Source organism: uncultured Roseobacter sp. (assembly GCF_947501835.1).
GTDB lineage: Bacteria > Pseudomonadota > Alphaproteobacteria > Rhodobacterales > Rhodobacteraceae > Roseobacter.
Genome location: NZ_CANMXR010000009.1, coordinates 135,381 through 160,841, shown reverse-complemented (window position 1 = coordinate 160,841; position 25,461 = coordinate 135,381). Strand labels below are relative to the sequence as shown.

Annotated in this window: 26 protein-coding genes and 1 tRNA gene; 11 read left to right on the top strand and 16 right to left on the bottom strand. The window is 60.8% G+C overall.

From position 1 onward, the window contains the following. Positions 1 to 13 precede the first annotated feature (13 nt). A complete protein-coding gene (locus tag Q1A20_RS18765; RefSeq protein ID WP_298975983.1) occupies positions 14 to 2,368 on the top strand; it encodes a TRAP transporter large permease subunit in 2,355 nt (784 codons plus the stop codon). A 114-nt stretch (positions 2,369 to 2,482) separates the two neighbouring features. Here Q1A20_RS18765 and Q1A20_RS18760 read toward each other — a convergent pair whose 3' ends face one another. From Q1A20_RS18760 to Q1A20_RS18745, 4 genes are all read right to left on the bottom strand, one after another. After that, on the bottom strand, positions 2,483 to 2,875 hold the full coding sequence (locus Q1A20_RS18760) for a GFA family protein (RefSeq protein WP_299918102.1): 393 nt from the start codon (positions 2,873 to 2,875) through the stop codon (positions 2,483 to 2,485). Between the two features lie 130 nt (positions 2,876 to 3,005). Then, entirely contained in the window at positions 3,006 to 3,824 is an 819-nt protein-coding gene (locus Q1A20_RS18755) for an arginyltransferase (protein ID WP_299918101.1), read from the bottom strand. Positions 3,825 to 3,901: 77 nt separating this feature from the next. Next, on the bottom strand, positions 3,902 to 4,336 hold the full coding sequence (locus Q1A20_RS18750) for an RDD family protein (protein WP_299918100.1): 435 nt from the start codon (positions 4,334 to 4,336) through the stop codon (positions 3,902 to 3,904). A 58-nt stretch (positions 4,337 to 4,394) separates the two neighbouring features. After that, positions 4,395 to 4,811 carry a DUF2852 domain-containing protein gene (locus Q1A20_RS18745; protein WP_299918099.1) on the bottom strand — a complete coding sequence of 139 codons (417 nt, stop codon included), beginning with the start codon at positions 4,809 to 4,811 and terminating at the stop codon, positions 4,395 to 4,397. Between the two features lie 263 nt (positions 4,812 to 5,074). On the opposite strand from Q1A20_RS18745, the gene Q1A20_RS18740 reads away from it, so the two are divergent. From Q1A20_RS18740 to Q1A20_RS18720, 5 genes are all read left to right on the top strand, one after another. After that, positions 5,075 to 7,864: a glutamine-synthetase adenylyltransferase gene (locus tag Q1A20_RS18740; RefSeq protein ID WP_299918098.1), complete on the top strand. Its 2,790-nt coding sequence runs from the start codon at positions 5,075 to 5,077 to the stop codon at positions 7,862 to 7,864. Next, the gene (locus tag Q1A20_RS18735; protein WP_298975976.1) at positions 7,861 to 8,130 is read left to right on the top strand and encodes a hypothetical protein; all 270 of its coding nucleotides are present in this window, start codon (positions 7,861 to 7,863) and stop codon (positions 8,128 to 8,130) included. The genes Q1A20_RS18740 and Q1A20_RS18735 overlap by 4 nt, the downstream gene beginning before the upstream one ends. Before the next feature lie 123 nt (positions 8,131 to 8,253). Continuing rightward, positions 8,254 to 8,928, top strand: a complete 675-nt coding sequence (locus Q1A20_RS18730) for a DUF6778 family protein (RefSeq protein ID WP_299409439.1) — start codon at positions 8,254 to 8,256, stop codon at positions 8,926 to 8,928. 39 nt (positions 8,929 to 8,967) lie between these two features. Further along, on the top strand, positions 8,968 to 10,191 hold the full coding sequence (locus Q1A20_RS18725) for an RSP_2647 family RNA methyltransferase (protein ID WP_299409437.1): 1,224 nt from the start codon (positions 8,968 to 8,970) through the stop codon (positions 10,189 to 10,191). 3 nt (positions 10,192 to 10,194) lie between these two features. Then, positions 10,195 to 10,740, top strand: coding sequence for an RSP_2648 family PIN domain-containing protein (locus tag Q1A20_RS18720; RefSeq protein ID WP_299409434.1), 546 nt, complete (start codon positions 10,195 to 10,197; stop codon positions 10,738 to 10,740). 4 nt (positions 10,741 to 10,744) lie between these two features. Here the strand turns inward: Q1A20_RS18720 and Q1A20_RS18715 are convergent, their stop codons facing one another. From Q1A20_RS18715 to Q1A20_RS18690, 6 genes are all read right to left on the bottom strand, one after another. After that, positions 10,745 to 11,434: a M48 family metallopeptidase gene (locus Q1A20_RS18715; protein ID WP_299409431.1), complete on the bottom strand. Its 690-nt coding sequence runs from the start codon at positions 11,432 to 11,434 to the stop codon at positions 10,745 to 10,747. A 90-nt stretch (positions 11,435 to 11,524) separates the two neighbouring features. Then, positions 11,525 to 12,712 (bottom strand): VWA domain-containing protein, encoded by a 1,188-nt coding sequence (locus tag Q1A20_RS18710; RefSeq protein ID WP_299409429.1) that lies wholly within the window; start codon positions 12,710 to 12,712, stop codon positions 11,525 to 11,527. A gap of 9 nt (positions 12,713 to 12,721) precedes the next feature. Then, positions 12,722 to 12,889: an apolipoprotein acyltransferase gene (locus Q1A20_RS18705; RefSeq protein WP_299409426.1), complete on the bottom strand. Its 168-nt coding sequence runs from the start codon at positions 12,887 to 12,889 to the stop codon at positions 12,722 to 12,724. Between the two features lie 52 nt (positions 12,890 to 12,941). After that, complete coding sequence (locus Q1A20_RS18700; protein WP_299409423.1) at positions 12,942 to 14,306, bottom strand: DUF2927 domain-containing protein; 1,365 nt, start codon at positions 14,304 to 14,306, stop codon at positions 12,942 to 12,944. Beyond that, positions 14,303 to 14,758, bottom strand: coding sequence for a GNAT family N-acetyltransferase (locus tag Q1A20_RS18695; RefSeq protein WP_299409420.1), 456 nt, complete (start codon positions 14,756 to 14,758; stop codon positions 14,303 to 14,305). The genes Q1A20_RS18700 and Q1A20_RS18695 overlap by 4 nt, the downstream gene beginning before the upstream one ends. Before the next feature lie 119 nt (positions 14,759 to 14,877). Continuing rightward, positions 14,878 to 15,717, bottom strand: coding sequence for a MoxR family ATPase (locus tag Q1A20_RS18690; RefSeq protein WP_298975963.1), 840 nt, complete (start codon positions 15,715 to 15,717; stop codon positions 14,878 to 14,880). Positions 15,718 to 15,886: 169 nt separating this feature from the next. Between Q1A20_RS18690 and dksA the strand changes: the two genes are divergently transcribed. Both dksA and Q1A20_RS18680 read left to right on the top strand, forming a co-directional pair. Then, the gene (dksA, locus tag Q1A20_RS18685) at positions 15,887 to 16,309 is read left to right on the top strand and encodes an RNA polymerase-binding protein DksA (protein WP_298975960.1); all 423 of its coding nucleotides are present in this window, start codon (positions 15,887 to 15,889) and stop codon (positions 16,307 to 16,309) included. 76 nt (positions 16,310 to 16,385) lie between these two features. Continuing rightward, positions 16,386 to 17,534 (top strand): FAD-dependent monooxygenase, encoded by a 1,149-nt coding sequence (locus Q1A20_RS18680; RefSeq protein ID WP_299409416.1) that lies wholly within the window; start codon positions 16,386 to 16,388, stop codon positions 17,532 to 17,534. A gap of 89 nt (positions 17,535 to 17,623) precedes the next feature. Here Q1A20_RS18680 and Q1A20_RS18675 read toward each other — a convergent pair whose 3' ends face one another. Genes Q1A20_RS18675 through rocF form a run of 3 tightly spaced genes read right to left on the bottom strand, consistent with a single transcriptional unit; the run spans position 17,624 to position 20,518 of the window. Further along, entirely contained in the window at positions 17,624 to 18,673 is a 1,050-nt protein-coding gene (locus Q1A20_RS18675; RefSeq protein ID WP_299409413.1) for an ornithine cyclodeaminase, read from the bottom strand. Between the two features lies 1 nt (position 18,674). Continuing rightward, positions 18,675 to 19,598: a citrulline utilization hydrolase CtlX gene (gene ctlX, locus Q1A20_RS18670; protein WP_299409601.1), complete on the bottom strand. Its 924-nt coding sequence runs from the start codon at positions 19,596 to 19,598 to the stop codon at positions 18,675 to 18,677. After that, positions 19,598 to 20,518 carry an arginase gene (rocF, locus tag Q1A20_RS18665; RefSeq protein ID WP_299409410.1) on the bottom strand — a complete coding sequence of 307 codons (921 nt, stop codon included), beginning with the start codon at positions 20,516 to 20,518 and terminating at the stop codon, positions 19,598 to 19,600. Before rocF ends, ctlX begins: the two co-directional genes overlap by 1 nt. A gap of 110 nt (positions 20,519 to 20,628) precedes the next feature. Between rocF and Q1A20_RS18660 the strand changes: the two genes are divergently transcribed. Then, the gene (locus Q1A20_RS18660) at positions 20,629 to 21,054 is read left to right on the top strand and encodes an Lrp/AsnC family transcriptional regulator (protein WP_299409406.1); all 426 of its coding nucleotides are present in this window, start codon (positions 20,629 to 20,631) and stop codon (positions 21,052 to 21,054) included. On the opposite strand, the gene Q1A20_RS18655 is transcribed toward Q1A20_RS18660, so the two are convergent. Continuing rightward, entirely contained in the window at positions 21,051 to 21,509 is a 459-nt protein-coding gene (locus tag Q1A20_RS18655; protein WP_299409403.1) for a disulfide bond formation protein B, read from the bottom strand. The two genes, Q1A20_RS18660 and Q1A20_RS18655, sit on opposite strands and share 4 nt — an antisense overlap. Further along, a complete protein-coding gene (locus Q1A20_RS18650; RefSeq protein WP_299409400.1) occupies positions 21,506 to 22,084 on the bottom strand; it encodes a YqaA family protein in 579 nt (192 codons plus the stop codon). Before Q1A20_RS18650 ends, Q1A20_RS18655 begins: the two co-directional genes overlap by 4 nt. Before the next feature lie 132 nt (positions 22,085 to 22,216). Here Q1A20_RS18650 and Q1A20_RS18645 point away from each other — a divergent pair. Beyond that, positions 22,217 to 22,300, top strand: a tRNA-Leu gene (locus Q1A20_RS18645). Between the two features lie 625 nt (positions 22,301 to 22,925). After that, a complete protein-coding gene (locus tag Q1A20_RS18640) occupies positions 22,926 to 24,707 on the top strand; it encodes a Hint domain-containing protein (protein WP_299409395.1) in 1,782 nt (593 codons plus the stop codon). A 102-nt stretch (positions 24,708 to 24,809) separates the two neighbouring features. Here Q1A20_RS18640 and Q1A20_RS18635 read toward each other — a convergent pair whose 3' ends face one another. Beyond that, a complete protein-coding gene (locus Q1A20_RS18635) occupies positions 24,810 to 25,430 on the bottom strand; it encodes a nucleotidyltransferase family protein (RefSeq protein WP_299918092.1) in 621 nt (206 codons plus the stop codon). Positions 25,431 to 25,461: the final 31 nt, after the last annotated feature.

Genomic DNA, 25,461 nt, shown 5'->3' with positions numbered 1-25,461 from the left:
GGGGACTAAGCCCATGTTTTTCGGTCTAGACGGCGTAGAAGTTGGCCTGATCATCGTTTTCATCTGCCTTTTTGGCGGTATTCTGTCCGGCTTTCCGGTGGCTTTCGCCATCGCCGGGGCAGGGATCATCTCCTTCGGGATCATCGCCGCCCTCGACAGTGCGGGGCTGCTGATCCACCAGGCCATTGACACCGGCAGCGCGGTCTACCGCGATCTGGTGAATTCCGGCGTCAAGGCCGATACGATATCGGTCTTCCGATACCCCGATTTACCGCGGATCGAGGAGCCCGTTTTCCCCAGAGGCTGGGAAGTCGCCCTGGACCGCAACGTCTCCTTTGTTGTGAACCGGATGAACGAACGGGTGCTGGCGGGCCAGTCCATCGAGACCCTGCTGGCGGTGCTGATGTTCGTGCTGATGGGCATCACGCTGGAACGCTCGAAGATCGCCAACGATCTGCTGACCACCATGGCACGCGTCTTTGGCCCGCTGCCCGGCGGTCTGGCCGTCTCCATCGTGGTTGTGGGTGCGTTTCTTGCGGCCTCCACCGGGATCGTCGGCGCCACCGTGGTAACGATGGGCCTGCTGGCGCTGCCGACCATGTTGCGCAATGGCTATTCGCCGGAGCTGTCGACCGGGGTCATCGCGGCCTCGGGAACGCTGGGGCAGATCATTCCGCCCTCCATCGTGATCGTTCTGCTGGGCACGCTTGCGGGCGACCTCTATTCCGCCGCGCAGGAAAAACGCGCGGTGACGCAGGGCTGTACCGACGCGCTGACCTATCTGGGCGAGCCTGCGGTTCTGTCGGTGGGGACGCTCTTTCAGGCCGCCCTTTTGCCGGGCATCATGCTGGCGCTGCTCTATGCGCTTTACGCCTTTGGCTTTGCGCTGCTGAACCCGGACAAGGCGCCCGCGGTGCCGATGGGCAGCACCAATGCCGAACCCGTCACCCGCAATGAAGCGTTCACATGGTTCCTAGGCGCGCCTTTGGCGATCATCGTCGGCGCGGTGCTGCTGGGCAATCTCGGCGTCATCGGGGATCAGTCCACCAATGTGTCGCGCTATTCCGATATCGGTGAAGGCGCCGCGCTGCGCACCAACGTGAGTGCGGAATGTCAGGCCTCGATGATTGAGCTCCACGGGCAATCCGCCTGGGACGCAGCGGTGGCGCAGCAGACGGCCATCAATGATGCTGGCGGCATCCAGCAATCCGAACGCCTGAGCGAGGAAGAACTGGCGCAGGCCAGGGCGGACAAGATCGCCAATGCGGCCCCAATCGGAACAGGGATCGCCATCATTCTGGTGCTGACATCGCTGTTCCTGACCACGGCGCGGGGCGTGTCGCCCTCCAGCCCGGCGCAGCCCTTGCTGATCGGGGCCGTGGGGGCGGTGTTGATGATCCTTGTCGATATCATCCTCATCGGCCCGGCCACATCATCCGGGGCCATGGTTGCCCTGATGGCGCTGCCTTTTGCGGCGCTGATGTATGGTGTGGTGCACGCCACGAAGATCTGCGCCACGAATGAGCTGATCCGCGTGGTCTTTCCACCGTTGGTGCTTATCGTCGCGGTGCTGGGCTCGATCCTTGGCGGGATCACCAACCCGACGCCTGCCGCCGCCCTCGGGGCCGGTGGGGCGATCATGCTTGCAGCCTACCGCAAGCTGAAAGATCAGGACCGCTCCCCCAAGGTGATCATCTGGTCGACGCTGGCGATCATCGTCTGCATCCTGGTGGGCATCAATTTCGACCTGCGCATCAACACCGGTGCGGTCGGCTTCCAAAGCTGGTTTGCCTTCTTTGTCGCCTATGCCGCGTACCTCTACGCGCTCTTTGGTCTGATCTTCTCCTGCTGGATCCTCTATACCTCCGGCGTGCTGAGCCCGGTGGTGCGGGAAACGGCGAAGGTGACCAGCATGGTCTTCACCATCCTGATCGGTTCGCAACTGCTGAACCTGGTGGTGATCTCCTTTGGCGGTGAACACTACATCCAGCAGTTCCTGAAGTCCTTTGACAATGAATTCACCGTTTTCCTGATCGTGATGCTGGTGCTCTTCGTGCTGGGCTTTGTGCTCGATTTCCTGGAGATCATCTACATCGTTATCCCCATCGTCGGGCCGGTCATCTACGGCGGCACCTTTGACCCCAAATGGGTCACCATCATGATCGCGGTGAACCTGCAGACGTCCTTCCTGACGCCGCCCTTTGGCTTTGCGCTCTTCTACCTGCGCGGGGTTGCGCCCCGTGAAGTGACGACGGGTCATATCTACCGCGGGATCATCCCCTTCGTGCTAATCCAGGTGGCGGGACTGGCGCTCCTATGGACCTTCCCGAGTATTGTGACGATTGTTCCGGATCTGATCCCGAACTGATCTGATATGTCGAGACATGAGGGAAGAGAAGGGTGCCACGTGCCCCCTTTTTCGCGGCTGACCATCGGCGGCGCGGACCAGCAAGCAACAGGGGTTATGTCAGAAAAGCGCGGCCTATTTTGCGCCCACGTCAATGTGCCACCACTTGGGGCGTCCGCCCTTGTAGGAATGGGCCAGCGGCATCAGGTCTTTGCGGTTGGCCTTGTCAAAGGTGCCGACCAGCAGCGCAACCACCGGGTCATCATCAATCGCGCCCAGGGTACTGCCACAGGTCGGGCAGAACGCGCGGCTGGAGTAGTCTGAGGATCGATAGGTCGCGGGCAGGCCACCCGTGCCTGTCCAGGTCACGGCCTCCTTCGGAAATTCGACCCAGACCGCGGTGAGCGCGCCGCTGTGCCGCTGACAGATTTTGCACGAGCAGGTATGAGGCTTCAGGGCCGGGGCCTGCGCCTCAAACCGAATGGCGCCGCAAAGGCATCCGCCAAGGTGAGTTGTCGTTTTCGCCATATCCCGTACCTCCTGACCTTTTCCAAACTATCAGAAGACCCGGCGAAACGGAGGGCAAAAGACATAGGCACAATGGCGGGAAAACAGATTTGACCCCGGCGCCTAATTCATCGGCAAAGCGGGCACGCGCCTACTTGGTCGGACGTGTATCAGGCAGGTGAATGTTGGCCACCTGTTCGACAATCGGATCGGTGGACAGCGGATGCGTATCGGCGCTGAAATCATCGGGGCTTTTCATTTTCTGCCAGCTCCCGCCGACATAGACCTCAAGCCCGGAAAACTTGGCCTTGTAGCCCATCTTCTGGCTGCCCGGGACCCAGTAGCCGAGATAGACGTAAGGCAAGTCCGCTTCCTGTGCGATCTTGATGTGATCGAGGATCATGTAGGTGCCCAGCGACCGTTTGGGATCATCGGGTGCGTAGAAGGAATAGACCATGCTCAACCCGTCAGACAGGACATCCGTCAGGCTCACCCCAATCAGCGCGTTGCTGTTTCGGTCGGTGTATTCGACCACGCGGCTGCGGATGGGCGTTTCCTCGATCATTGCGGCGAATTCGAACACATCCATATCCGCCATGCCGCCCTCGGCGTGGCGACTGTCGAGATAGGTGCGAAAGAGCTCGTATTGCTCCTCGGAGGCCCAGGGCGAAGTGGCCCGGCGATCCAGATCGTCATTGCGGTTCATCGTCCGGCGCTGGCTGCGCGAGGCGGTGAAGGCACTGACATCAATGCGGGCGCTGAGGCAGGCGGAACACTCAGCACATGAGGGCCGGTAGAGCACATTCTGGGACCGGCGGAAGCCCTGTTGGGACAGGCTGTCGTTCAGCTTATCCGCGTTCTCGCCCTGCAACGCGGTAAACAGCTTACGCTCCATGCGCCCGTCCAAATAGGGGCACGGCTGAGGGGCAGTGACATAGAACTGCGGAGCGATGGGCAGCGTATGGCGCATGAGATTCCAGAGGTTATCCGAAACAGGATAACAAGACAGACGCCAGCCGCCAAGACGTAGTTTCCGCTGTGTTAACGCTAGCTTGCGCGACGGTTGACCATCACCGTACCGAGCACGTGATCGCTCAGGCCCTGGCCACGTTCCGTGACCGCCATCAGCACAATCGAAATCAGTTGCAAGGGGAAGAAAGCCCAGCTGATGGTGTAGCCAAAGGTATGGGCAAAAGCGCTGCCTGCGTCGAGCCGGGCCCCATCTGCCTCGCGCAATTCAATGGCAAAGAGGCGCATGCCCCAGGTCGCCGATCCATTCGCCAGCGTGATCATCCGGTAGACGAATCCAACGATCAGAAAGAGCAGGGGAAAGAAGAAGATGCCGGTGAAAGCCGTGAACGGCAGGATCACAAGGCAGGCAAGGAAAGTCAGAACCGCGTCAATGCCCCAGGCGATCAGGCGCTTGAAGGGCACGTCCTTGTAAAAATCCGGTTGGCTGTGGGGGTCGGGCGTGGCGGTCATGATGATCTACTTTGGTGCAATGGGTGACGTGCCGGGGACATTCCCCGGCACAGGTCTTTTAGGCCTCGGCGGTGCCGTTGTCTGCTTTTTCGGCGCGGTCGTTCATGAATTGGTCGAACTCCGCTTTGTCTTTTGCCTCGCGCAGACGCTCCAGGAAGGCTTCGAACTGTTGCTGTTCGTCTTCCAGGCGGCGCAGGGTGTCGGCTTTGTAGGCGTCAAAGGCGCTGTTGCCGCTGGGGCGCATGGCGCTCATGCCGGTGCGCATCGAAGTGGATTTGCGGCTGCAGGATGTGAACATGCGTTTGCTCCAGATCATGTAAAAGAGAAGGGCGAGACCAATGGGCCAGAAGAAGACAAAGCCAAGGACCATCGCGGCAATCCACGCGCCCTTGCCTTTGGAGTCGAGCCATTGTTCAGCGCGGGTGAACCACCCTGGTCGGCTGGTCAGGGGACTGGTTTGTGTGACGGTCGTCATTGTTGTGCCTTTCAGTTTGGGTTTGCGGGGCCGGAGGTGTCCGGGTATGTGAATGTCTTTCACATTGAATAGATTGGCACTTCTCGCCCAACTTGCAAGGCTTTATGTGAATGTTTTTTACATTAATCTTTTAAAGTGTTTTAATTCAGAATATTAGGCCGCCATAAACGGAAGCTGATTTAGCGACTGATATTGGCGATTCAACGGCCCGAGACCCTCCAACGCCCATTGACCTTGGGTATCCCAGGGGCGAGAACACTGCTATGACACTGGTCGAAATGCTCACGCGCTGTCCACGCGCTCATGATCCGGAACGCGGTGCTGAAGCGGTGGCCTCCCTGCCGACCCTGCAAAAGGAGAGCGTTGACCTGATCCGCGGAACGGCCGGATCCAGCCCCTATCTTGCCGGACTGATCACCAAGGAGGCCACGTGGGTGCCAGAGGCGCTGGAGACACCGGAGGCGGCGCTGGCTGCGGAAATCGCTGCCGCCCGCACCGCGCCATCAGAGGGAATTGCCGGAGCTTTGCGGCGAGGAAAGCGCCGTGTGGCATTGCTGACGGCGCTTGCGGATCTGGGCGGGGCCTGGCCTCTGGCCAAGGTCACGGGCGCGCTGACCGATTTTGCGGATGCAGCCTGTTACTCAGCCTTGCGCGTCGGGCTGGCGGTGCAGATCAAACGGGGCAAACTGCCGGGCAAAACCGAGGACGATCTGGAGGACGCCGCAGGCATGTGCGTTCTGGCCATGGGCAAGATGGGCGCGGGGGAGCTGAATTATTCCTCCGACATCGATCTCATCTGCCTCTTTGATGAAACCCGCTTCGATCCGGAGGATTTTCACGATGCACGTGCCAGTTTTGTACGGGCAACACGGGCGATGGCCGCCACGCTGAGCGAAATGACCGCGGAAGGCTACGTGTTTCGCACCGATTTGCGCCTGCGGCCCGATCCGGCGGTCACGCCGGTCTGCATCGCGATGGAAGCCGCAGAGCGGTATTACGAAAGCCTTGGCCGAACCTGGGAACGCGCGGCCTACATCAAGGCCCGCGTGGCCGCCGGTGACAGCGTTGCGGGCAATCGGTTTCTGCGTGATCTCTCTCCCTTCGTCTGGCGCAAGCATCTCGATTTCGCCGCCATTCAGGACGCCCATGACATGCGCCTTGCCATTCGCGAGCATAAGGGCCTGGGCGGGCCGATCACCTTGCCCGGGCACAACATGAAGCTGGGGCGTGGGGGCATCCGCGAGATCGAGTTTTTCACGCAGACACGACAGTTGATTGCGGGGGGGCGTGACCCCGATCTGCGCACCCGTGGCACCCTTGAAAGCCTGCAGGCTCTGGCCCAAAAGGGCTGGGTGGAGACAGAGATGGCCGACACATTGGCCGACCACTACACCGCGCATCGCACGGTGGAGCACCGCTTGCAGATGGTGCAGGACGCGCAGACCCACAGCCTGCCCAACAGTGACGCGGGTTTCGACCGGCTGGCCTGCCTGATGGACTGCGAGGTTGCGGATCTCAAGGCGGACCTTTCCGAGCGGCTGGCTGCGGTGCATGAGATGACCGAAGGATTCTTCGCGCCAGCGCAACCGCAGGACCGCACCCCCCATCTGCTGGATGAGGAGATGCTGACACGCTGGCTGAGCTACCCTGCATTGCGCAGCGAGCGCAGCCGCGAAATCTTCCGACGTCTGAGGCCGGACCTGCTGGCACGCCTGGCGCAATCCTCGCGGCCGGAAGAAGCGCTCGTGGCCTTCGACGGTTTTCTCAGAGGGTTGCCCGCGGGGGTGCAACTCTTTTCGCTGCTGGAAGCCAACCCGCAGCTGACCGATCTTTTGATCGACGTGACCGGCACCTCCCCGGAACTGGCGCAGTATCTGTCGCGCAATGCCGGGGTGTTCGATGCGGTCATTGCCGGTGATTTCTTCACCGACTGGCCGGGGCAGTCGGGTCTGGAACGCCTGCTGCACCAGCGATTGGACGCGGAGGCGGATTATGAAGCGCGTCTGGATGCAACGCGCCGGTGGTCAAAGGAATGGCACTTCCGGGTCGGTGTGCATCTGTTGCGCGGTCTGATCACCCCTGCAGCCGCCGCCACGCAATATGCCGATATCGCCCGCGCGGTCCTGAGCGTGCTGTGGCCTCTGGTCATTGACCAATTTGCCCGCCGCCATGGGCCGCCGCCGGGGCGCGGGGCGGTGGTGCTCGGCATGGGCTCGTTGGGAGCAGGGCACTTGAATGCGGGGTCTGATCTCGATCTTATCGTCATCTACGACCCCTTGGATCACGACATGTCAGAGGGTGAAAAACCGCTCTCAACCCGACCTTATTATGCACGCCTCACCCAGGCGCTGATCACGGCGCTGACCGCCCCGATGGCGCAGGGGCGGCTCTTTGAGGTCGACATGCGCCTGCGACCTTCGGGCAATCAGGGTCCGGTGGCCACCAGCTGGGCGTCATTCCAGAGCTATCAGGCCGAAGAGGCCTGGGTCTGGGAGCATCTGGCGCTGACCCGGGCGACCGTTGTGGCCGGACCGCCCGATCTGGCCGAGGACGTAGAGATGTTCCGCCGGGAGGTGATCGCGCTACAGCGCATCACAGCGGGCGTGGTCGCCGAGGTGGCGCAGATGCGCGCGCGCATTCAGGCGGCGAAACCGCCCACCAGCCTTTGGGATGCGAAAATTGGACCGGGCCGCCTGCAAGAGATCGAACTGCTCGCGCAGGCGGGGGCGTTGTTGCAGGGCGACAGCAGTGGGCAGACGGAGGCAGGCCTGCTGGCTGCTGTCGCATCGGGGCTTTTGGATGACGCACAGGGGCGCGAACTGACGCAGCTGCACGCATTTTATGCCCGTGTGCATCAGGTGGCGCGCCTGCTGTCCGACAAGCCGCTGGACGCTCAGACGCTGGGGCCTGCAGGTCGGTCATTCCTGCTGCGTGCGCTGGAGGAGGAAACCATGCAATGTCTCGAAGATCGGCTTACCGCCTGCTACACCCGCTCCGCCGCCATCCTCGACGCAGCCCTTGCCCTCCCGGACCCCGAGACTGGTGCGCCATGAAAGGGGATGAAAACGATCCAAAGGGCCTGATCCTGGAGGCCTACCGCATTGACGGCATTTCCAAAAGCGAGTGTCGGACGGTGTTTCTGGACTGGGCGCTGAGCCTGCCGGACGGCCAGGATACCGGTCGTGTCCTCAAGGTCCTGGTGCGTCAATATGGGACCGACCATCCGGATCATCCGATGACGGAAGTCATGACCGAGGGCCTTGCCAGCATGGCCACACCGCGCCGACGGGGCGGCTGGCGGTCCCGACCCAGAAATTAGAGCTTTCGCAGAATTATCGTCAGTTTTACCTAAAATTCGTCATAATTCAGCCCCAGTTGATTTCTATATCTTTGCTCGAACCCATCGAGGCGTGCAGAAGTCGCCCCCGTCGAGGAAACCATCATGAAATCGACCAAACTGATCGCGACCTTGTTTTTTGCAGCCATCGTCGCAGGCTGCGCGACAACGGATACCGCCAGCCGAAACACGCCGTTTACCAATCCGGCGGTGGAAGGTGCCACACAGCAGAACCTGCTGGACACCTCCGTCAATCCGGCTGTCCAGTCTTACAACGTCAGCACCATCAACGTGGCGGTGCCGCGCACTCTGATCGTGTCTGAAGCCAACAGCTACTATCCTTCGGGCGATATCGTCTGGCGCGGGGATACCGCAGGGGATCGCCACGCACAGGTCAAGGCCATCTTTGAAGACGCCATGGCGCGCGGCACTGCTGGCATGTCCAAGGGCACGCCTGTTGTGCTCGACATCGAAGTCCTGCGCTTTCATGCGCTGACCGAAAAAACCCGCTATACCATTGGCGGCGTGCATTCGATCACCTTCCAGCTGTCTGTGCGCAGTGCGGAAACCGGGCAGCTTTTCGGGGCCCCGCGCGTCGTCAAAGCAGACCTCAAAGGGTTTGGCGGAGAGCGGGCCATTGAAGCCGAACGCCAGGGCCAGACGCAGAAAGTGCGCATCACGGACCATCTTGCGAAGGTGATCCAGGCCGAGTTGGCCAGCCCGCAAGGCTACGTCAACCAGCGCCTGGGGCTGGTGCAGGCGATCAACAACGCATTCTGATCTTTCACCCCACGGCAGAACGGATTAGAGGAGGGCGCTATGACAGCGCCCTTTTCCAATTCCGACACCGCTCCCAGCGACCTGCCCGTCGTCCGCCTGAAACCAAAGGCCAATGCCCGGGCCATTCGCCATGGGTTCCCTTGGGTCTATGCCAATGAGTTGGTCACCGACAGGCGCACGAAGGCCTTGGCGCCCGGCGCATTGGCGCAGCTGCAGGATGATGCGCGCACGCCCATGGGGGTCGTTGCGGTCAATCCGCGCTCCAAGATCATCGCGCGCATGCTCGACCCGAACCCGGACGCACAGATCGACCAGGGCTGGTTCGAGGTGTGTCTGGCCAAGGCGTTGGCGTCCCGTGAGCGGCTCTTCGATGCGCCGTTCTACCGCCTGATCCATGCCGAAGCGGACGGGCTGCCGGGTGTGGTGATCGATCGCTTCGACACGATCTGTGTGGTCCAGCCCAATGCGGCCTGGGCGGAAGGGCTGCTTGCGCCGCTCACGGCAGCCCTGCAATCGGTCACCGGTGTCCAGACCGTGCTGAAAAACGCCTCTGGCCGGACGCGGGGGCTGGAAGGGCTGGACGACGTCAACGCGGTCCTTATCGGCGCCGCGCCGGATGCGCCGGTGCCTGTGCCGATGAATGGGGCGACCTACATGGCCGGCCTGACCGGTGGGCAAAAAACGGGTCTTTTTTACGACCAGCGCCCCAATCACGCCTTTGCCGCCGGTCTGTCGCGCGGCGCGAGGGTGTTGGACGTGTTTTCCCATGTTGGCGGCTTTTCTTTGGCAGCGCTTGCGGGCGGTGCAGCACAGGCACTGGCGGTGGATGGATCACAACAAGCGCTTGAGCTGGCCCAGGCCGGGGCGCGGGCGATGGAGGTTCAGGACCGTTTTGCCACGAGACAAGGGGACGCTTTTGAGGTGCTGACGGCCCTGCGTGCGGAGGCAGCTACTTTCGATGTGGTGATCTGCGACCCACCAGCCTTTGCCCCTGCGCGCCCTGCGTTGGAGGCTGGCCTGCGCGCCTATGAGCGGCTCGCGCGATTGGCGGCCCCCTTGGTGGCAGAAAACGGTGTCCTTGGCCTCTGCTCCTGCTCACATGCCGCCGATCTGGCCGCCTTTCGTGCCGCGAGCGTCCGTGGAATTGGACGGGCGGGGCGCCGGGCGTCCCTGATCCACACCGGGTTTGCCGGACCAGATCACCCGCAACTGCCGCAGCTGGCGGAAAGCGGGTATCTGAAATCCATCTTTTTCCAACTCTGAGCCATGAAAATCACCATCGACGCCTGCGTGCTCTATCCGACAGTCATGCGCGAAATGGTTGTGGGCGTGGCGCGGACGGGCGCTTTTCAACCGGTCTGGTCCGCCCGTATTCTCGAGGAATGGGCGCGCGCGGCAATCAAACTTGGCCCGACCGGTGAGGTACAGGCACGCAGTGAAATCGCCCTGCTGCGTGCGGCGTGGCCCGAGGCGGAAGTGCCCGCTGTGCCGCATGTTGAAGCACGTCTGTGGCTGCCCGATGAAAATGACATTCACGTCCTCGCCGTTGCCGTGGCCACATCAAGTGATGCAATCATGACATTGAATGCAAAAGATTTTCCCAAGGGGACCTTGGCCGAAGAGGGGGTGCAGCGTGTTGATCCCGATAGGATGCTGCAACAAACTTGGCTGGAGACGCCACATCAGGTTGCAGCGGTCGCGGAACGCGTATTGGACGAGGCGCGCCGGTTGTCCGGGCGCGATTGGGAAATGCGGGCCTTGTTGAAAAAAGCGCGTCTGCCACGCCTGGCCAAGGCGCTGACCCGATCCTAGCGGGCTAGTCCGGCGCCACCCATTTGGCTTCCAGCGCCTTCAGGGCCGCAATGCGGTCATCGGTTTTTGGGTGGCTGAGCAACCATGCCGGTGCAGTGCCGCCGTTTTGCTGGGTGAGAGATTCGAGCTTTTCAAAGAGGCTGATCTGCGGGGCGAGACCAATGCCCGCTTTGGTGAGAAGGGCGGCAGCATAGGCGTCCGCCTCATATTCATCCGACCGCGACAGACGGGCGGCGAGCAGCGTGGTGAGCATGCCTGCGATCCAGACGCCAACGCCTGGAATGAAGCGGCCCAGGACCATCGCAAGCGCTGTGCGCAGCGCATTCTGGCCCGAAAAATCGATCATCCGGCGGCGCGAGTGGCCCAGTGCCACATGCCCCATTTCATGGGCGATGACGCTGGCCATTTCTTCGTCGGTGACCTCGCCGGATCGGAATTTGTTGTAAAACCCGCGGGTGATGAAAATGCGTCCGTCCGGGGCCGCCAGCCCGTTCACCGGATCGATCTCGTAGATGTTCACGCGGATACGCGGCAGATCAAGGGCTGCCGCCATGCGATCCATGAGCGCCTTGAGCTTGGCGTCGGCCAATTCGGTCGAGCGCGCGTCGAGTTCGCGGGCCGTGCGCCAGGCGGAAAACCTGTACATCGCGAGGCCATAGAGGATGGCCAGAAGGATCGGAGTGAATTTTATCATGTGTTAAATATGGGCAGCGCGGCGCCCGGGGCAAGTTTCGGGAGCCTCCGGCGGGGATATTTTTTGCCAGAAGAAGCGATGCCGTGGTCGCTAGCGGGTCAGGGCGCGCATGCCCCGAGACAGACCTTCGAGTGTCATTGGCACCATGGCGTCTTCGCCGATGACCTCCTGTATCATCGCGATGGACTGGGTGTAGGACCAGTATTTCTCCGGCACCGGGTTGATCCAGAGGGTGGAGGGCCATTGCGCGCGCACGCGGGTCAGCCAGGTGGCACCGCTTTCTGCGTTCCAATGTTCAGAGGCGCCGCCCGGATAGGCAACCTCATAGGGCGACATCGACGCGTCCCCGACAAAGATGCACTTGTAGTCGGGTCGGTAGGTGCGCAGCACGTCGTGTGTGGGGATCTGCGCGTCCCAGCGGCGGCGGTTGTCCCGCCAGACGCCCTCGTAGAGACAATTGTGGAAGTAGTAATATTCCATATGCTTGAATTCGGCGCGCGCGGCGGAAAAGAGTTCTTCGACCACCTTCACATGTGGATCCATCGACCCGCCGACGTCGAGAAACAGCAGCACCTTGACCGCGTTGCGCCGCTCGGGCCGGGTTTTCACATCAAGATACCCGTGTTCCGCCGTCGCGCGGATGGTGCCATTCAGGTCGAGCTCTTCATTGGCGCCGTCGCGCGCCCACCGGCGCAGGCGTTTAAGCGCGACCTTGATGTTGCGGGTGCCGAGCTCGACCGTGTCGTCGAGATTCTTGAACTCGCGCTTGTCCCAGACCTTGGTGGCGCGTTGATGCCGCGAGCGATCCTGCCCGATCCGCACGCCTTCGGGGTTGTAGCCATAAGCGCCGAAGGGCGAGGTGCCTGCCGTGCCAATCCACTTGTTGCCCCCCTGGTGACGACCCTTTTGCTCCTCAAGGCGTTTTTTCAGTGTTTCCATGAGTTTATCAAAGCCACCTAAAGCTTCGATTTCTGCGCGCTCTTCCTCTGTGAGATGTTTTTCGGCCATTTTCTGCAGCCAGTCACCAGGGATTTCCACCGCCTCCAGCACATCCTGCGCGGTGATGTTCTCCAACCCGGAAAAGGCCGCGGCAAAAGCGCGGTCGAACTTGTCGATGTTGCGTTCGTCTTTGACCAGGGTCACCCGCGCGAGATAGTAAAACGCCTCAATGTCATAGGTGGCCAGCCCTGCCTGCATGGCTTCGAGAAATGACAGGAACTCCCGCAGGGAGACAGGCAGTCCGTTTCTTCGCAGCGCATCAAAAAAGGGCAGGAACATGAGAGAAGGTTATACGATCATGCGGTGCACGACCACCGTGACAATCATGCCGACAACAACGAATGCCATGGCATAGCCCGCCGCATATTGCGCGATATCCTTGCGGTTGCCCTTGCGCCGCGCCGCGGTGACGCCCCCGACAATTGCGCCCAGAATGGCAGCAGCTATGACGATCATCCGTTTCCTCGTACTTCATATCGCAGCGGCGAGGCGTGAGGCCAAACGCCGGTCAGACAGGTGTTTTTAAAGGGTTGAGCGCGGAGATTTCGCGTATCTTGGCCCGCACCGCCCAATCCGCGCCGAACCCGTATCGCGCCCATCCCAGACTGTCCAGTCTGACGGTGCGTGCCGCATCGTCGCGCCCTGCAAGGCTCAGGGCTTCGGCGCGCAGCAATTGCAGCGTCGCCAGCAGGGCCGCATTCTGCGATGTGCGCGCGATATCGATGTTGGGATCAATGAGGCGCAGCGCTTGATCGGCATTGCCATCTGCAATCTCATAGGCCGCCAATTGCGTAGCGACATAGGCACGGTGCAATCGGGTGCTAGAGGACTGCGCGTAAAACCGATCAGCGATGGTATATTCGCGTTTCGCTGCTGCTGGGTCGCCGGCCTGCAACAATCGGGCCTTGGCATAATGGGCAAAGGCGCGGCGGTTGTCCGTCCAGCCGCGTGCGGTGGCGATGCGCACTGCGGTTTCCGTGGCCCGTCGGCGTGTGCTGCGATTGGCCCCGGGGCCAAGGGCTGTTTGAATGGCGCTGCTCCACTCTTGCGGAGTTCTGTCGGGGCGTGGTCGTGGCCCGGTCTGACCCCTGGGGTTGATCCGCGCAAAGATCGCGGGCAGGCGTCTGGCCACCGCGTCGCGTGACATACCCGACTTCAGCTCAGGCGCGTAGGTCGCCCGCAGGATCAGCATGTCGAAATTGGTCAGGACCGTATGTACATTGTCATCGTTGAACACGGAATTGGGCAAGCGGTAGAGGTCGTTGAGCGGCCCAAGCGCCTGTGCCAGTTCTTCATGCAGACAATCACGCACTTCCTGCGGGCTGACATCGCTGGGCACGATGATGGCGAGACGCTCACGTGTCTGCAGCAAGGCCCAATTGGTGCGCGGACTGCGACGCGCGGCGCGGAATTCGCTCAACGAACTGACGTTCGGGGCCACGAAACAGGCCGCTTGTGGCAGCACCCGGCGAATCGCGGCGCGCGGCACCGACTGAATGGTGATGTTCGCGCCCGGTGAAGTGGTGGTGGTGATGGCAATGCCCGCCTCATTGCGCAGCCGGATCAAGAGCGCGCTCAGATCGCCTTCCAATGTGGGCGGCGGCGCGCCGGTGACACGCAGGGTGATCGGCCCTTCAAACCTGGTCAGTACCGGCAGCTGCCGACCGCTTTCCATCTCAAAGGAGAGATCTATGAAATCCCGGACAAGGTCGGCATTTGCGACTGCGGGGCGTCGGATGTCAGCGCGCCCGAAGGTTTTCATCGGCGGCAGGCTGCTGTCGGCGATCACTGCGCGCGACGGGATTCCACCCTGCGAGATTGGCACGCAGGCATTCAACACCATGATCAGGGGCAGAATCAAACGGCGCTTCATTGGCGCGTATATTTGATGAAGGGCGTCTTGGTGCCAATGCGATCGTATAATTTGCGGGCGGTTTCGTTAAAGTCTTGCGTCAGCCAGTAGACGCCCGGGGCGCCAGCGGCATCGGCTGCCGCATAGACCCCTTCGATCAGCGCGCGCCCAACGCCTCTGCCGCGCAGGGCAGGGTCCGCATAGAGGTCCTGCAGGTAGCAGACGTTTTCCTCCGACCAGCCATGACGGTGGTAAACATAATGGGCCAGCCCAACGAGCGTGCCGTCAACTTCGGCGACCAGACAGTTGAAATCCTGCGGATCATCCCCCAATAACCTGTTGAAATAAAGATCGAATATCTCTGCGGGACGCGTGGTTTCGTAAAAGGCGAGATACGCCGTCCACATCTCTGACCACTGCGGTTTGTCAGACGCCCGCATGGGACGCACGACAACGCTTACACGGTTTGCCATCTTATAGTGCCTGCCTAAATGCCTCTGCCCGCGATCTTTGCGCCGCGGATCTTCTTCAGCTTAGTCGTTAAAAACCTCTTAAGGCAAGCTTTTGGTCGCTGCGGTGTTCTGCGCGCCTGTCACCGACCGCTGCGTGCGAGAAAAGCCAGGCGTTCAAACAGGTGCACGTCCTGTTCGTTTTTCAGCAGCGCACCGTGCAATTTCGGCAATGCGCTGGCGCCCGATGCCTTGAGGTCTTCAGCGCTCAGATCTTCGGCCAGCAACAGCTTGAGCCAATCCAGAACTTCCGAGGTGGAGGGTTTTTTCTTCAGGCCGGTCTGCTCGCGGATTTCATAGAATTGGGTGAGAGCGGTTGTGAGCAGCGCATCCTTGATGCCCGGAAAATGTACCTCGACAATCTGGCGCAGCGTCTCGATCTCGGGAAACCGGATGTAGTGAAAGAAGCAGCGGCGCAGAAAGGCGTCGGGCAGTTCCTTTTCATTGTTTGATGTGATGATCACCACGGGGCGGTGCCGCGCCTTGATGGTCTCACCAGTCTCGTAGACGAAGAATTCCATCTTATCGAGTTCTTGCAGCAGATCGTTGGGGAATTCGATGTCCGCCTTGTCGATCTCATCGATCAGCAGCACCACCTTTTGGTCGGCCTCAAAGGCCTCCCAGAGCTTGCCCTTGCGGATGTAGTTTTTCACGTCGTGCACGCGTTCGTCACCCAACTGGCTGTCGCGCAACCGGCTGACCGCGTCGTATTCATAAAGGCCCTGCTGCGCCCGCGTGGTCGATTTGATGTTCCACTCGATCATCGGCAGATCCAGCGCCTTGCTCACCTGCCGCGCCAGTTCGGTTTTACCCGTTCCAGGCTCCCCCTTCACCAAAAGCGGACGCTCAAGCGTGACAGCGGCATTCACCGCGACCGTCAGGTCGTCCGTTGCGATGTATTCGGCGGTTCCCTGGAATTTCATTCTTGTGTCAACCCTTTGCGCGATGAAATCTTGTTTCGCTTTTAGCCGGAATTCTTCAGCTTTGTGTAGTGACAATTGTAAGGACGTGGGGTAGATCGTGGCGCATGGGGGCACTTGGCCTGAGGACAAGTAGCGAATGACAGACGTTAGCCATGTTGAGGGGAAGCAAATGAAACAGGAACTGTTTCTGCCGGATGATTATCGTCCGGCTGAGGACGAACCGTTCATGAATGAACGACAAGTTGAGTATTTCCGACGCAAACTGTTGAACTGGCGGTCCGAGCTTCTCGCAGGCAGCCGGGACACCATCGAGGGTCTGCAAGACGGGACCCGCAACATTCCTGACGTCGCGGACCGCGCCTCCGAGGAAACCGATCGGGCGCTGGAACTGCGCACCCGGGACCGTCAGCGCAAATTGGTCAGCAAAATCGACGGTGCCCTGCGCCGCATCGAAGAAGGCGAATTTGGCTATTGCTCGGTGACGGGCGAGCCGATCTCGTTGAAACGCCTGGACGCGCGTCCCATCGCCACGATGAGCCTTGAAGCGCAGGAGCGTCATGAGCGCCGCGAAAAGGTGCACCGCGACGATTGATCCCGCGCGCGTGAGACGAAATGAGTTTAAAAGCGTCGGAGCCCGGGCTTCGGCGCTTTTGTTTTGAGGGGGCGTGATGATCAGAAACGCAATCGTCATCGGGGCAGGGATCGGCGGATTGGCCTGCGCTACGGCGCTGGCGCGCAAGGGGGTCACGGTGACCCTGTTGGAACAGGCGTCGGAAATCGCGGAAGTCGGGGCCGGTTTGCAGATCAGCCCAAACGGGTTGGCGGTGCTGCGGGCCCTGGGCTTGGAAGACGCGCTGTTGCGCAGCGGTGCGGTGACCGCGCAGGCGGTGGTTCTGGCAGATTACAAGCAGGGCGCCGTGGTTGCGCGTCTGGATCTGACCCGGTTGCAGCACCAACGCTATCTCTTTGTGCACCGGCATGCACTGATTTCGATCCTGCTGCAGGCCGCGCGGCAGGCAAATGTGACCTTGGAAACAGGTCAGAAGGTTGTTTCGGTGACGCAGGGCGATCTGCCAAGCGTCACATTTGCAGATGGTCGCACGGCGCGGGCGGAACGGGTGATCTGCGCAGATGGGGTGCATTCCATTGGGCGCCAGACGGTATCGCCGGGCCCGGAAGCGCAGTTTACCGGACAGGTCGCCTGGCGCGCAACGGTGCCAACTCAAGGCGCCAAACCGGAGGCGCGGGTCACGATGGCCCCCGGGCGTCATCTGGTCAGCTATCCCATCAGCGGTGGTCGCCTGATGAACATCGTGGCCGTGCAGGAGCGCGATGTCTGGGCCGCGGAGGGATGGCATCATTCCGATGATCCCGACGCCCTGCGCCGCGCCTTTTCCAATTTTGGGGGGCCGGTCGCGCCCTTGCTGGAGCAGGTTTCCGAGGTGAACCTATGGGGTCTTTTTCGCCATCCTGTGGTGGAGACATGGGCCTCTGGCAATGTCGCCTTGCTGGGGGATGCTGCGCACCCGACGCTGCCGTTTCTGGCGCAGGGGGCCAATCTGGCGCTGGAGGATGCCTGGGTTCTGGCTGAATGTCTGGCCGGAGATCAGCCAGAGGAAAGTTATCAGGCCTTGCGCAAAGACCGCGCGACACGAGTGATTGCAGCCGCCGGCAGGAATGCCTGGAAATATCACCTGCCGGCGGGTCCGCTCAGAACCTTGGCACATCTCGGCTTGTTAGTTGCAAGCCGCTGTGCGCCCGGGGTGATGATGCGCCAATTCGATTGGATTTACAGCCATGACGTCACCAAGCGCTGATCTATGATCCAGCGGCGTGTGGCTGCGCCACACACGCCATTCTTTTGGTTTTGGGCGCACCCAAAACGGCCTATGCGGTGGGGTCTGGCTCAGCGGGACCGCTGCAGCATGCCGAAAAGGTCCCGGGGATCATCCGGATCGGCCAGCAGATCCAGCGGGTGGAAAAGCTGTGTCGTCTCGATCTGGTCCCGCACGTAGCGTAAGGCACTGAAATCCTCGATCGCAAAGCCCACGGAATCAAAGAGGGTGATCTGCTTGTCAGACGTGCGCCCCTCCGCCTGACCGGTCATGACCTGCCAGATTTCGGTCACGGGATGCGTGTCGTCCAGTTGCTGGATTTCACCCTCGATACGGGTCTGTTCGGGATATTCCACAAAGATGTCCGCGCGGTGCAGGATCGCCGAGGCAAGCTCCGTTTTGCCCGGGCAGTCACCGCCAATGGCGTTGATGTGCACACCGGCGCCCACCATGTTGTCGGTCAGGATCGTCGCATATTGCTTGTCCGCGGTGCAGGTGGTGATGATCTGCGCGCCCAGGATCGCCTCTTCGGCGGTGGTGCAGGGTGTGACCACCAGACCGAGATTTGCAAGGTTGGCTGCGCATTTTTCAGTGGCCCGCGCGTCCGCGTCAAACAGGCGAACCTCGTTGATCCCGCAGATGGCTTTCATCGCGAGGCTTTGGAACTCCGACTGGGCGCCATTGCCGATCATGGCCATGGTTGTTGCGCCTTCGGGCGCCAGCACGCGGGCGACAAGGGCGGATGTGGCCGCCGTCCGCATCGCCGTCAGCATGGTCATTTCCGACAGCAGGACCGGATAGCCGGTGCCCACATCCGCAAGCAACCCAAAGGCGGTGACCGTCTGCAACCCCTCCGAGGTATTCTTGGGGTGGCCGTTGACGTATTTGAACCCGTAGACCTCCCCGTCCGAGGTTGGCATCAGCTCGATCACCCCTTCCGCGGAATGGCTGGCGACGCGGGGTGTTTTGTCGAAGAGCTGCCAGCGCTTGAAATCCGCTTCGATGTAATCGGCAAGACCGCGCAGCATGTCTTCGATGCCGATGTGGTGGATCAGCTGCATCATGTGATCAACGGAGACGAAGGGCACAAGCGCCTTGTCGGAGGGGGCCATATTGGTCATGTCAGACACCTTTGCGAGGGCGGCGGGACAGGTGCAAACCAGCGATCATGCAGCGCACCGACCCTCCGGCCGTTTCGAGAGTGGGAATGGAGAGCGGTAGCAGCCGTGCGTGGGTTTCGATGCGGGCGATCTGATCTGCGCTCAGCGCGGCACGGGCACGCGCAGAAAGCGCCAGAATCGTCCCGTCCTTGCCGGTCAGTTCAATCGCGTTTCCAGCAAATTCAGCTATTTGATGGGCGGAAAGGGCAATCACATCCCGGCCGGTTTCTTCCAGCCGCTGTTGCACCGTTGCACGGCGCGCCGGATCGGTGATCATCTCGAGCCCGACCATGGCAAAACGGGTGCCGACGGCCATCAGAACATTGGTGTGATAGACGGAACGTCCCGCGCCATCTACCGCATCAAAGGCGATAGGTTCAAAATTGAAATGCGTGCAGAAGCGCTCAAGCAGGACCGGGTCGGCGCGGTGGGATCGCGCCACAAACGCCAGCCGACCAATGTGATCCAGCACCATGGCACCCGTACCTTCGAGGGCGAGACCATCCTGTTCCAGCCCGGAGTAATCAATGACATCCTGCACGCGGTAGTCACGTTTCAGCAGATCGATCACATCCCATCGCCGCTCCCGACGCCGGTTTTCAGCATACATCGGGTAGACAGCAACATGGCCACCCGCGTGGGTGGAAAACCAGTTGTTGGGAAAAACGCTGTCGGGTGTGTGGGTGCTGTCATCGTCAAAATCATGCACCGAGATGCCATGCGCGCGCAGCTGATCCACCACGCGGTCGAATTCCGTACGGGCTGCGGCGGATACATTTCCCGCACTTGTGGTTTGAAAGGCGTTGTCGCCCTGGGTTTCCGGGTTTGAGCGAAAGTGATGGGGTCGGATCATCACCACGTCGGTGGGTGCTTGCATCTGCATGATCAAAAGGCCCGGGTCGGACGGTCAAAGACACGGCGGCCCAGGGCAGAGGCCGCAAGATCCACCATCACCTGCGCCGTGCGTCCGCGTTCATCCAGATAGGGGTTCAACTCCACCAGATCGAGCGAGGTCATCAGGCCGCTGTCATGCAGCATCTCCATCACCAGATGCCCTTCGCGGATCGTGGCACCCCCCGGTACGGTCGTGCCCACGGCGGGCGCGGCGGATGGGTCGAGGAAATCGACGTCCAGCGAGACGTGCAGCATACCGTTGGCGGCGGTCACCCGGTCAAGGAAAGCGGTCAGCGGTTTGGCAATGCCGGTCTCGTCAATCTCGCGCATGTCCACACGCTGGATCGTGGTGTCCTGCAAGGCCGCGCGTTCCGCGCTGTCCACCGACCGCAGGCCAATGATGGCGATGTTATCCTGCGGTAACGGGGATCGAATGTCAGGGAAACCGTCAAAATCCGGACGCCCGGTGACGTATCCCAACGGGGTGCCATGCAGGTTGCCGCTGTTGGTTGTTTCGGGCGTGTGAAAGTCACTATGGGCGTCCAGCCACAGCACAAAGAGCGGGCGGTCTACGGTTTGCGCATGTCGCATCGCCCCCAGAACGGTGCCCAGCGACAGGGAATGATCGCCGCCCAGGAAAATCGGCAGGCCGTCTTTCAGCCCCGCCTCTGACGCCTCTGCCAGGGCAGTGGTCCAGGCGATTGTCTCTTCACGCGCGTGGATCTTGGGATGCGATTTTGGCGCGAAAGGGGCGGGTGTGACATTGCCGCGATCTTCAACCGTGTGACCAAGGTCCGACAGCGCTTCGGCGAGCCCGGCGGTGCGGTAAGCATCAGGGCCCATCAAACAGCCACGCCGACGCTTGCCGCTGTCAACGGGCGCACCAATGAGAATACAGGCCTGATGGGTCATAACTACCTCTGCGATTTGGGGTTGAAGAGAAAATACTGATCACTTCGGGGTGTTCACAAGCACTCAATTTGTACGTATTGTTCTCATGACAACCAAAATGGGCATATGATATGGACGAAATGGATAGACGACTGATCGGCGCGCTCAGGCATAACGCGCGGGCGTCGCTGTCAGAGCTTGCATCGCTTTTGGGGCTGACGCGGGCCACAGTGCGGACGCGTCTGGCCAAATTGCAAGACCGCGGTGACATCCTTGGTTTTTCGGTGGTGATGAAAGAGGACGGGCTGACCGATCCGGTGCGGGGTCTGATGATGATCGCGATCGAGGGACGCGGGACGGATCGAATCATTCGGCAGTTGGGGGGGATGCCAGAGCTGCGTCGGGTTTATTCGACCAACGGCCGCTGGGATGTGATCGTCGAGATTGGCACCGCGACACTGGAAGAGTTGGACAGTGTGCTGGCGCGGGTCCGTCGCCTGGACGGGGTGACCGCAAGCGAGACCAGCCTGCTGCTGAGCACGCGGAAGGCCAGCTAGGTGCGCTTGAAGGCCATCAGCCAAAAGGCAACGAGAGAGAAGGAAATGAGCGCGTTCCACCCGGCCATGCTGATCCCGGCAAACTGCCATGCAATCTCATCACAGCGCACCAGCGGCGCGCTGAGGATCTGATCGAGCAATTCATCGGCGCTGATACCCCCGACCGGACCGGCGGAGCAGGAGGTGGGGCCTTGCCACCACCCTTGCTCGACGCCCGCGTGATAGACGCCGATGGCGCCGGTGGCAAAGGCCGCGAGCGCGCCGAGGAGGATCAACAGATCGCTACGCAGGCGCAGGGCGATCAGACCAATCCCAACGGCAATCACATGGGGATAGCGCTGCCAGATGCACATCTTGCAGGGGGGCAGGCCGCCCAGATGCTGAAAGGCAAATGCGCCGAGCAGAAGCGCCAGGGAGCCAAAACTGGCCGCCGCTATCGCTTGCGTCCGGTTCACAGGTACTTCAGGGCCGCAAATCCGCCGACCAGCAATACGATGAAAAGGGTGAACATCAGCCCCAGACGACGCTCGATGAAATCGCGGATCGGCGCGCCGAATTTCCACAGCAGAAACGCCACCAGGAAAAACCGCAGGCCGCGAGCGAGAATAGAGGTCGCGATGAAGGTGCCCAGTGGCATCGCGGTCCAGCCAGACATGATCGTGATGACCTTATAGGGGAAGGGTGTCACGCCCGCGGTCAGAACCGCCCAGAAGCCAAGATCGTTGAACCGGGTGCTGAAGGCCGCCATGGCATCGTCTTTGCCCAGGCTCTCAAGGATGGGTTTACCGATGGTCTCAAAGGCGAAAGCCCCGATGGCATAGCCCAAGATGCCCCCCAGCACCGAAAACACCAGGGCAACGCCCGCAATCAGCCAGGCGCGCGACGGGCGCGCGATGATCATCGGGATCATCAGGATGTCGGGTGGGATGGGGAAAACCGAACTCTCAATAAAGCTGATAAAGGCGAGAACCCACAAAGCACGGGGGTGATCCACCATGCTCAAGGTCCAGTCGTAGAGTTTGCGCAACATGAGAGAAATCGTTCCAGATAAAGACTTGGCTTGGCAGACCACGAGATCGGGAGTGGGTCAAGCAGATCACCGCATGTTTCGCGAAAATCCTCTTGCCGGGAGCGCGGTCACGGGGTAAGTCGCTCATGTTGTGCCCAAGTGGCGGAATGGTAGACGCAGGGGATTCAAAATCCCCCGCCGCGAGGCGTGCCGGTTCGAGTCCGGCCTTGGGTACCACAGCACAGCATTGCTCGTATATCGGGAAAATCTCTCATAACTTCAACGCTGTAGCGACCGCAGCGTACGATTCGCGATGATGATACATCGTGCGCGCGATGGCATCAGTGTTGCGTATATTGGAACATTGTTCATTTTTTTGCGCAGAAGAAGGCCACAAAGTGGCGAAATGATGCCGCTGTGCGCTGCGTGGTCGGTGTTTCCGATTTGAGAACATGTGGCCGCGAGGCAATTGCCTGAATTTTGTGCATCATCTTCCAACTAACCGGTTTAAAAGCAGATTTTGGCGGCGCGGTTTTCATCGCTCGGAAACGATCCTGAGAAACGGCGCCTTTCCGGGCATCCAGTCAGATCCGAACCACCGGCGCCGCCTCATTTCTGATGTTTTTATGACAATTTTCCCTTTGTCGACCTGATCTGCAGCCCTAAAACGAATGTCATGCTTTTTGACGGGGGCCCCAGTACCGGCCCTGCGGGCACTTTGTCAGGCTGGGACGGGCCTGAGGGGGGAAGTGCGAAAAGCGATGCGATGATCGAGCACCCCGTGTGCTTGTTGGTTGATGAGTGAAGAGATGTGTACGCCAGCAGATTTGCCAAGATCTGCTGACGGGTAAAAGGGAAGAGCATGTCTGAAAGCGGAAGGGACCCGAATGCTGCCAGCTTGATTGGCTTTTGGGACTTTGCAGAGGGGCGCGAAAACGACGACACCGGGCTTGCAGACGGTATCGCTCAGAACGGTCATCTGTTCGGAGATGCAGAGGCGGACGATGGGCAACTCGAACTGGACGGCCACAAGGATTACTTTTCGACCAAAGGCCCCGATGCCCCTTTCGATCTGACCGAAGGTACAATTGCGGTGCGGTTCAGGCAAGAGGATCAGTCCGGTCGATCAAGCGACATTCTGATCAATCGCGGCGAATACAACGACCGCATGCAGGACGGTTACTTCGCGCTGGGGGTCACCGGCGACGGTCGCGTCACCGTCACGCATTTCTCGGAAGATGGCGAACTGCGGCTGAAGACGCAAAGGCACCTCTTTTCTGAAGATGACGAGGTGGTGGTGACTTACGGCTGGTCCGCCGATCAGGGCGGCACATTGCGGGTCGAAAACCTGACCCGACATACCGAGACCAGTTTCGATTTCGACACCACCGGCCTGACACTGGTCACCCGGGATGACGATGGCGAGAACTTCACTTTCGGCGCGCGCGAGACACGCGAAAACAGCTACGGCAAATTCTTTGAAGGCGAGATTGATTATGTGGCCGTTTATGACCGCGACATCATCAATAACCCGGTGGTGCCCGATGGCATTGTGTCCGGCACGGATGCTGACGATCTGATCAACCTTGATTATCTGGGGGATCCTGAGGGCGACCGCATCGATGCGGGTGACGCGGTCATTGCAGGGGAGGGGCCTGACGACGATATCGTCTATGCAGGCGCAGGCGATGACATCGTTTTTGCCTTGGACGGGGACGATGAAATCTATGCAGGTGCGGGATCGGACGTCGTTGAGGGCGGCAAGGGCAATGACCTGCTGTCGGGTGGCGAAGATGGGGGCGCGGATACCCTTTTGGGGGGGGATGACCGCGACACGTTCCGCGACCTGAGCGCCGGGGATTTCATTGATGGTGGCGACGGCGGTGACGACTTCGATACGCTGGATCTGACCGGGTCGGCGGCGGGCGGCACATCGACGCTGACATTTACCTCCGATGATCGCGAAGACGGCGTGGTCACGTTTTTCAACGCCGACGGCGTGTCCACCGGCCAGCTGGTTTTCGAGGACATTGAAAACATCGTCGGGGGGCCGACGCCGATCTGCTTTACCCCCGGCACGCTGATTGCCACGGCGGACGGGCAGCGTCCTGTTGAGGATCTGCGCCCCGGTGACCGGGTGATCACCCGTGATAACGGCATTCAGGAGATCAGCTGGAAAGGGGCGCGCGGCCTGACCGGAGCCGAGTTGGCGCGTCACGCATATTTGAGACCGATCAAGATCAGCCAGGGGGCCTTGGGCGGTGGTCTGCCGGAGCGCGATATGCTGCTCAGCCCGAACCACCGTGTGCTTGTGTCCAGCGACAAGACGGTGCTCTATTTCGAAGAGAGCGAAGTATTGGTTGCCGCAAAACATCTGACGGGATTACCGGGCATTCAGACGGCACATGTGCCCTGGACGACCTACATCCATTTCATGTTCACGCAGCACGAAGTGGTTCTGTCGGACGGGGTTTGGACGGAGAGCTTTCAGCCCGGCGATTATAGTCTGGCAGGCATTGGCAACGCGCAGCGCACCGAACTGGAGCACCTCTTTCCCCAATTGAAAACCGCTGAGGGCGTGGCCTCCTACCAGGCCGCGCGGCGGTCGCTCAAGCAGCACGAAGCGCGATTGCTGAATAAGTAGCGCGACATCACACCAAAGAATATGCAGCCTCTGCGCCGGATCGATCCGGTGCGGAGATCGAAAACGGGAGGGATCACCCTCCCGTTTTTGGTGTTTCGGGTGTCAGCCTGTCTGCCGCGCCCGCCACGCCGCCCATTCTTCGGGCGTGTCCAAATCCATACGCGCCCGATGGCCTCTAAGCGGCACCAGCCTGACGTTGTTCCCCGCCGCTTTCACGACGCTGCGCCCGCCACTGTCGCCAGAGATCGTTTTGAGCGCGTCGAAAAGCCGGGCGGAAAACACGATGGGGTGCCCGGCTTTGCCCGCTTGCGTCGCACCGCGCCAGATCAGCACTTCCGAGTCCAGATCCACGGCGGCCATGACCTGCCTCAGATCATCCTCGGTCAACTCCGGCAAATCCCCTAGCAGGAGCATCGCCGCGGGCGCATCGTCGGGCAGGGCGGCGATTGCGGTTCGGATACTGGCGTTCATGCCTTCGGCGGCATCTTCGACCGGGATCCGATTGACGCCAAGCGCATCAAGGCATTGATACCTGGGGTGTGGCCGCGGTGGCAGCGCCACCAGCACCGGTCCTTTTGTCACATCACATGCCATACTGGCCTGCCTGCGCAGCAAGGGCATGCCATCCACCGGTTCCAGAAGCTTGTCTGCACCGCGCATGCGCTTGGACTGCCCGGCGGCAAGCACGATAACGGGCAGATCGGGAGGCGCCGGTGCGGTCATACGTAAAGCATAGCGCAATGAAGGTGGGATA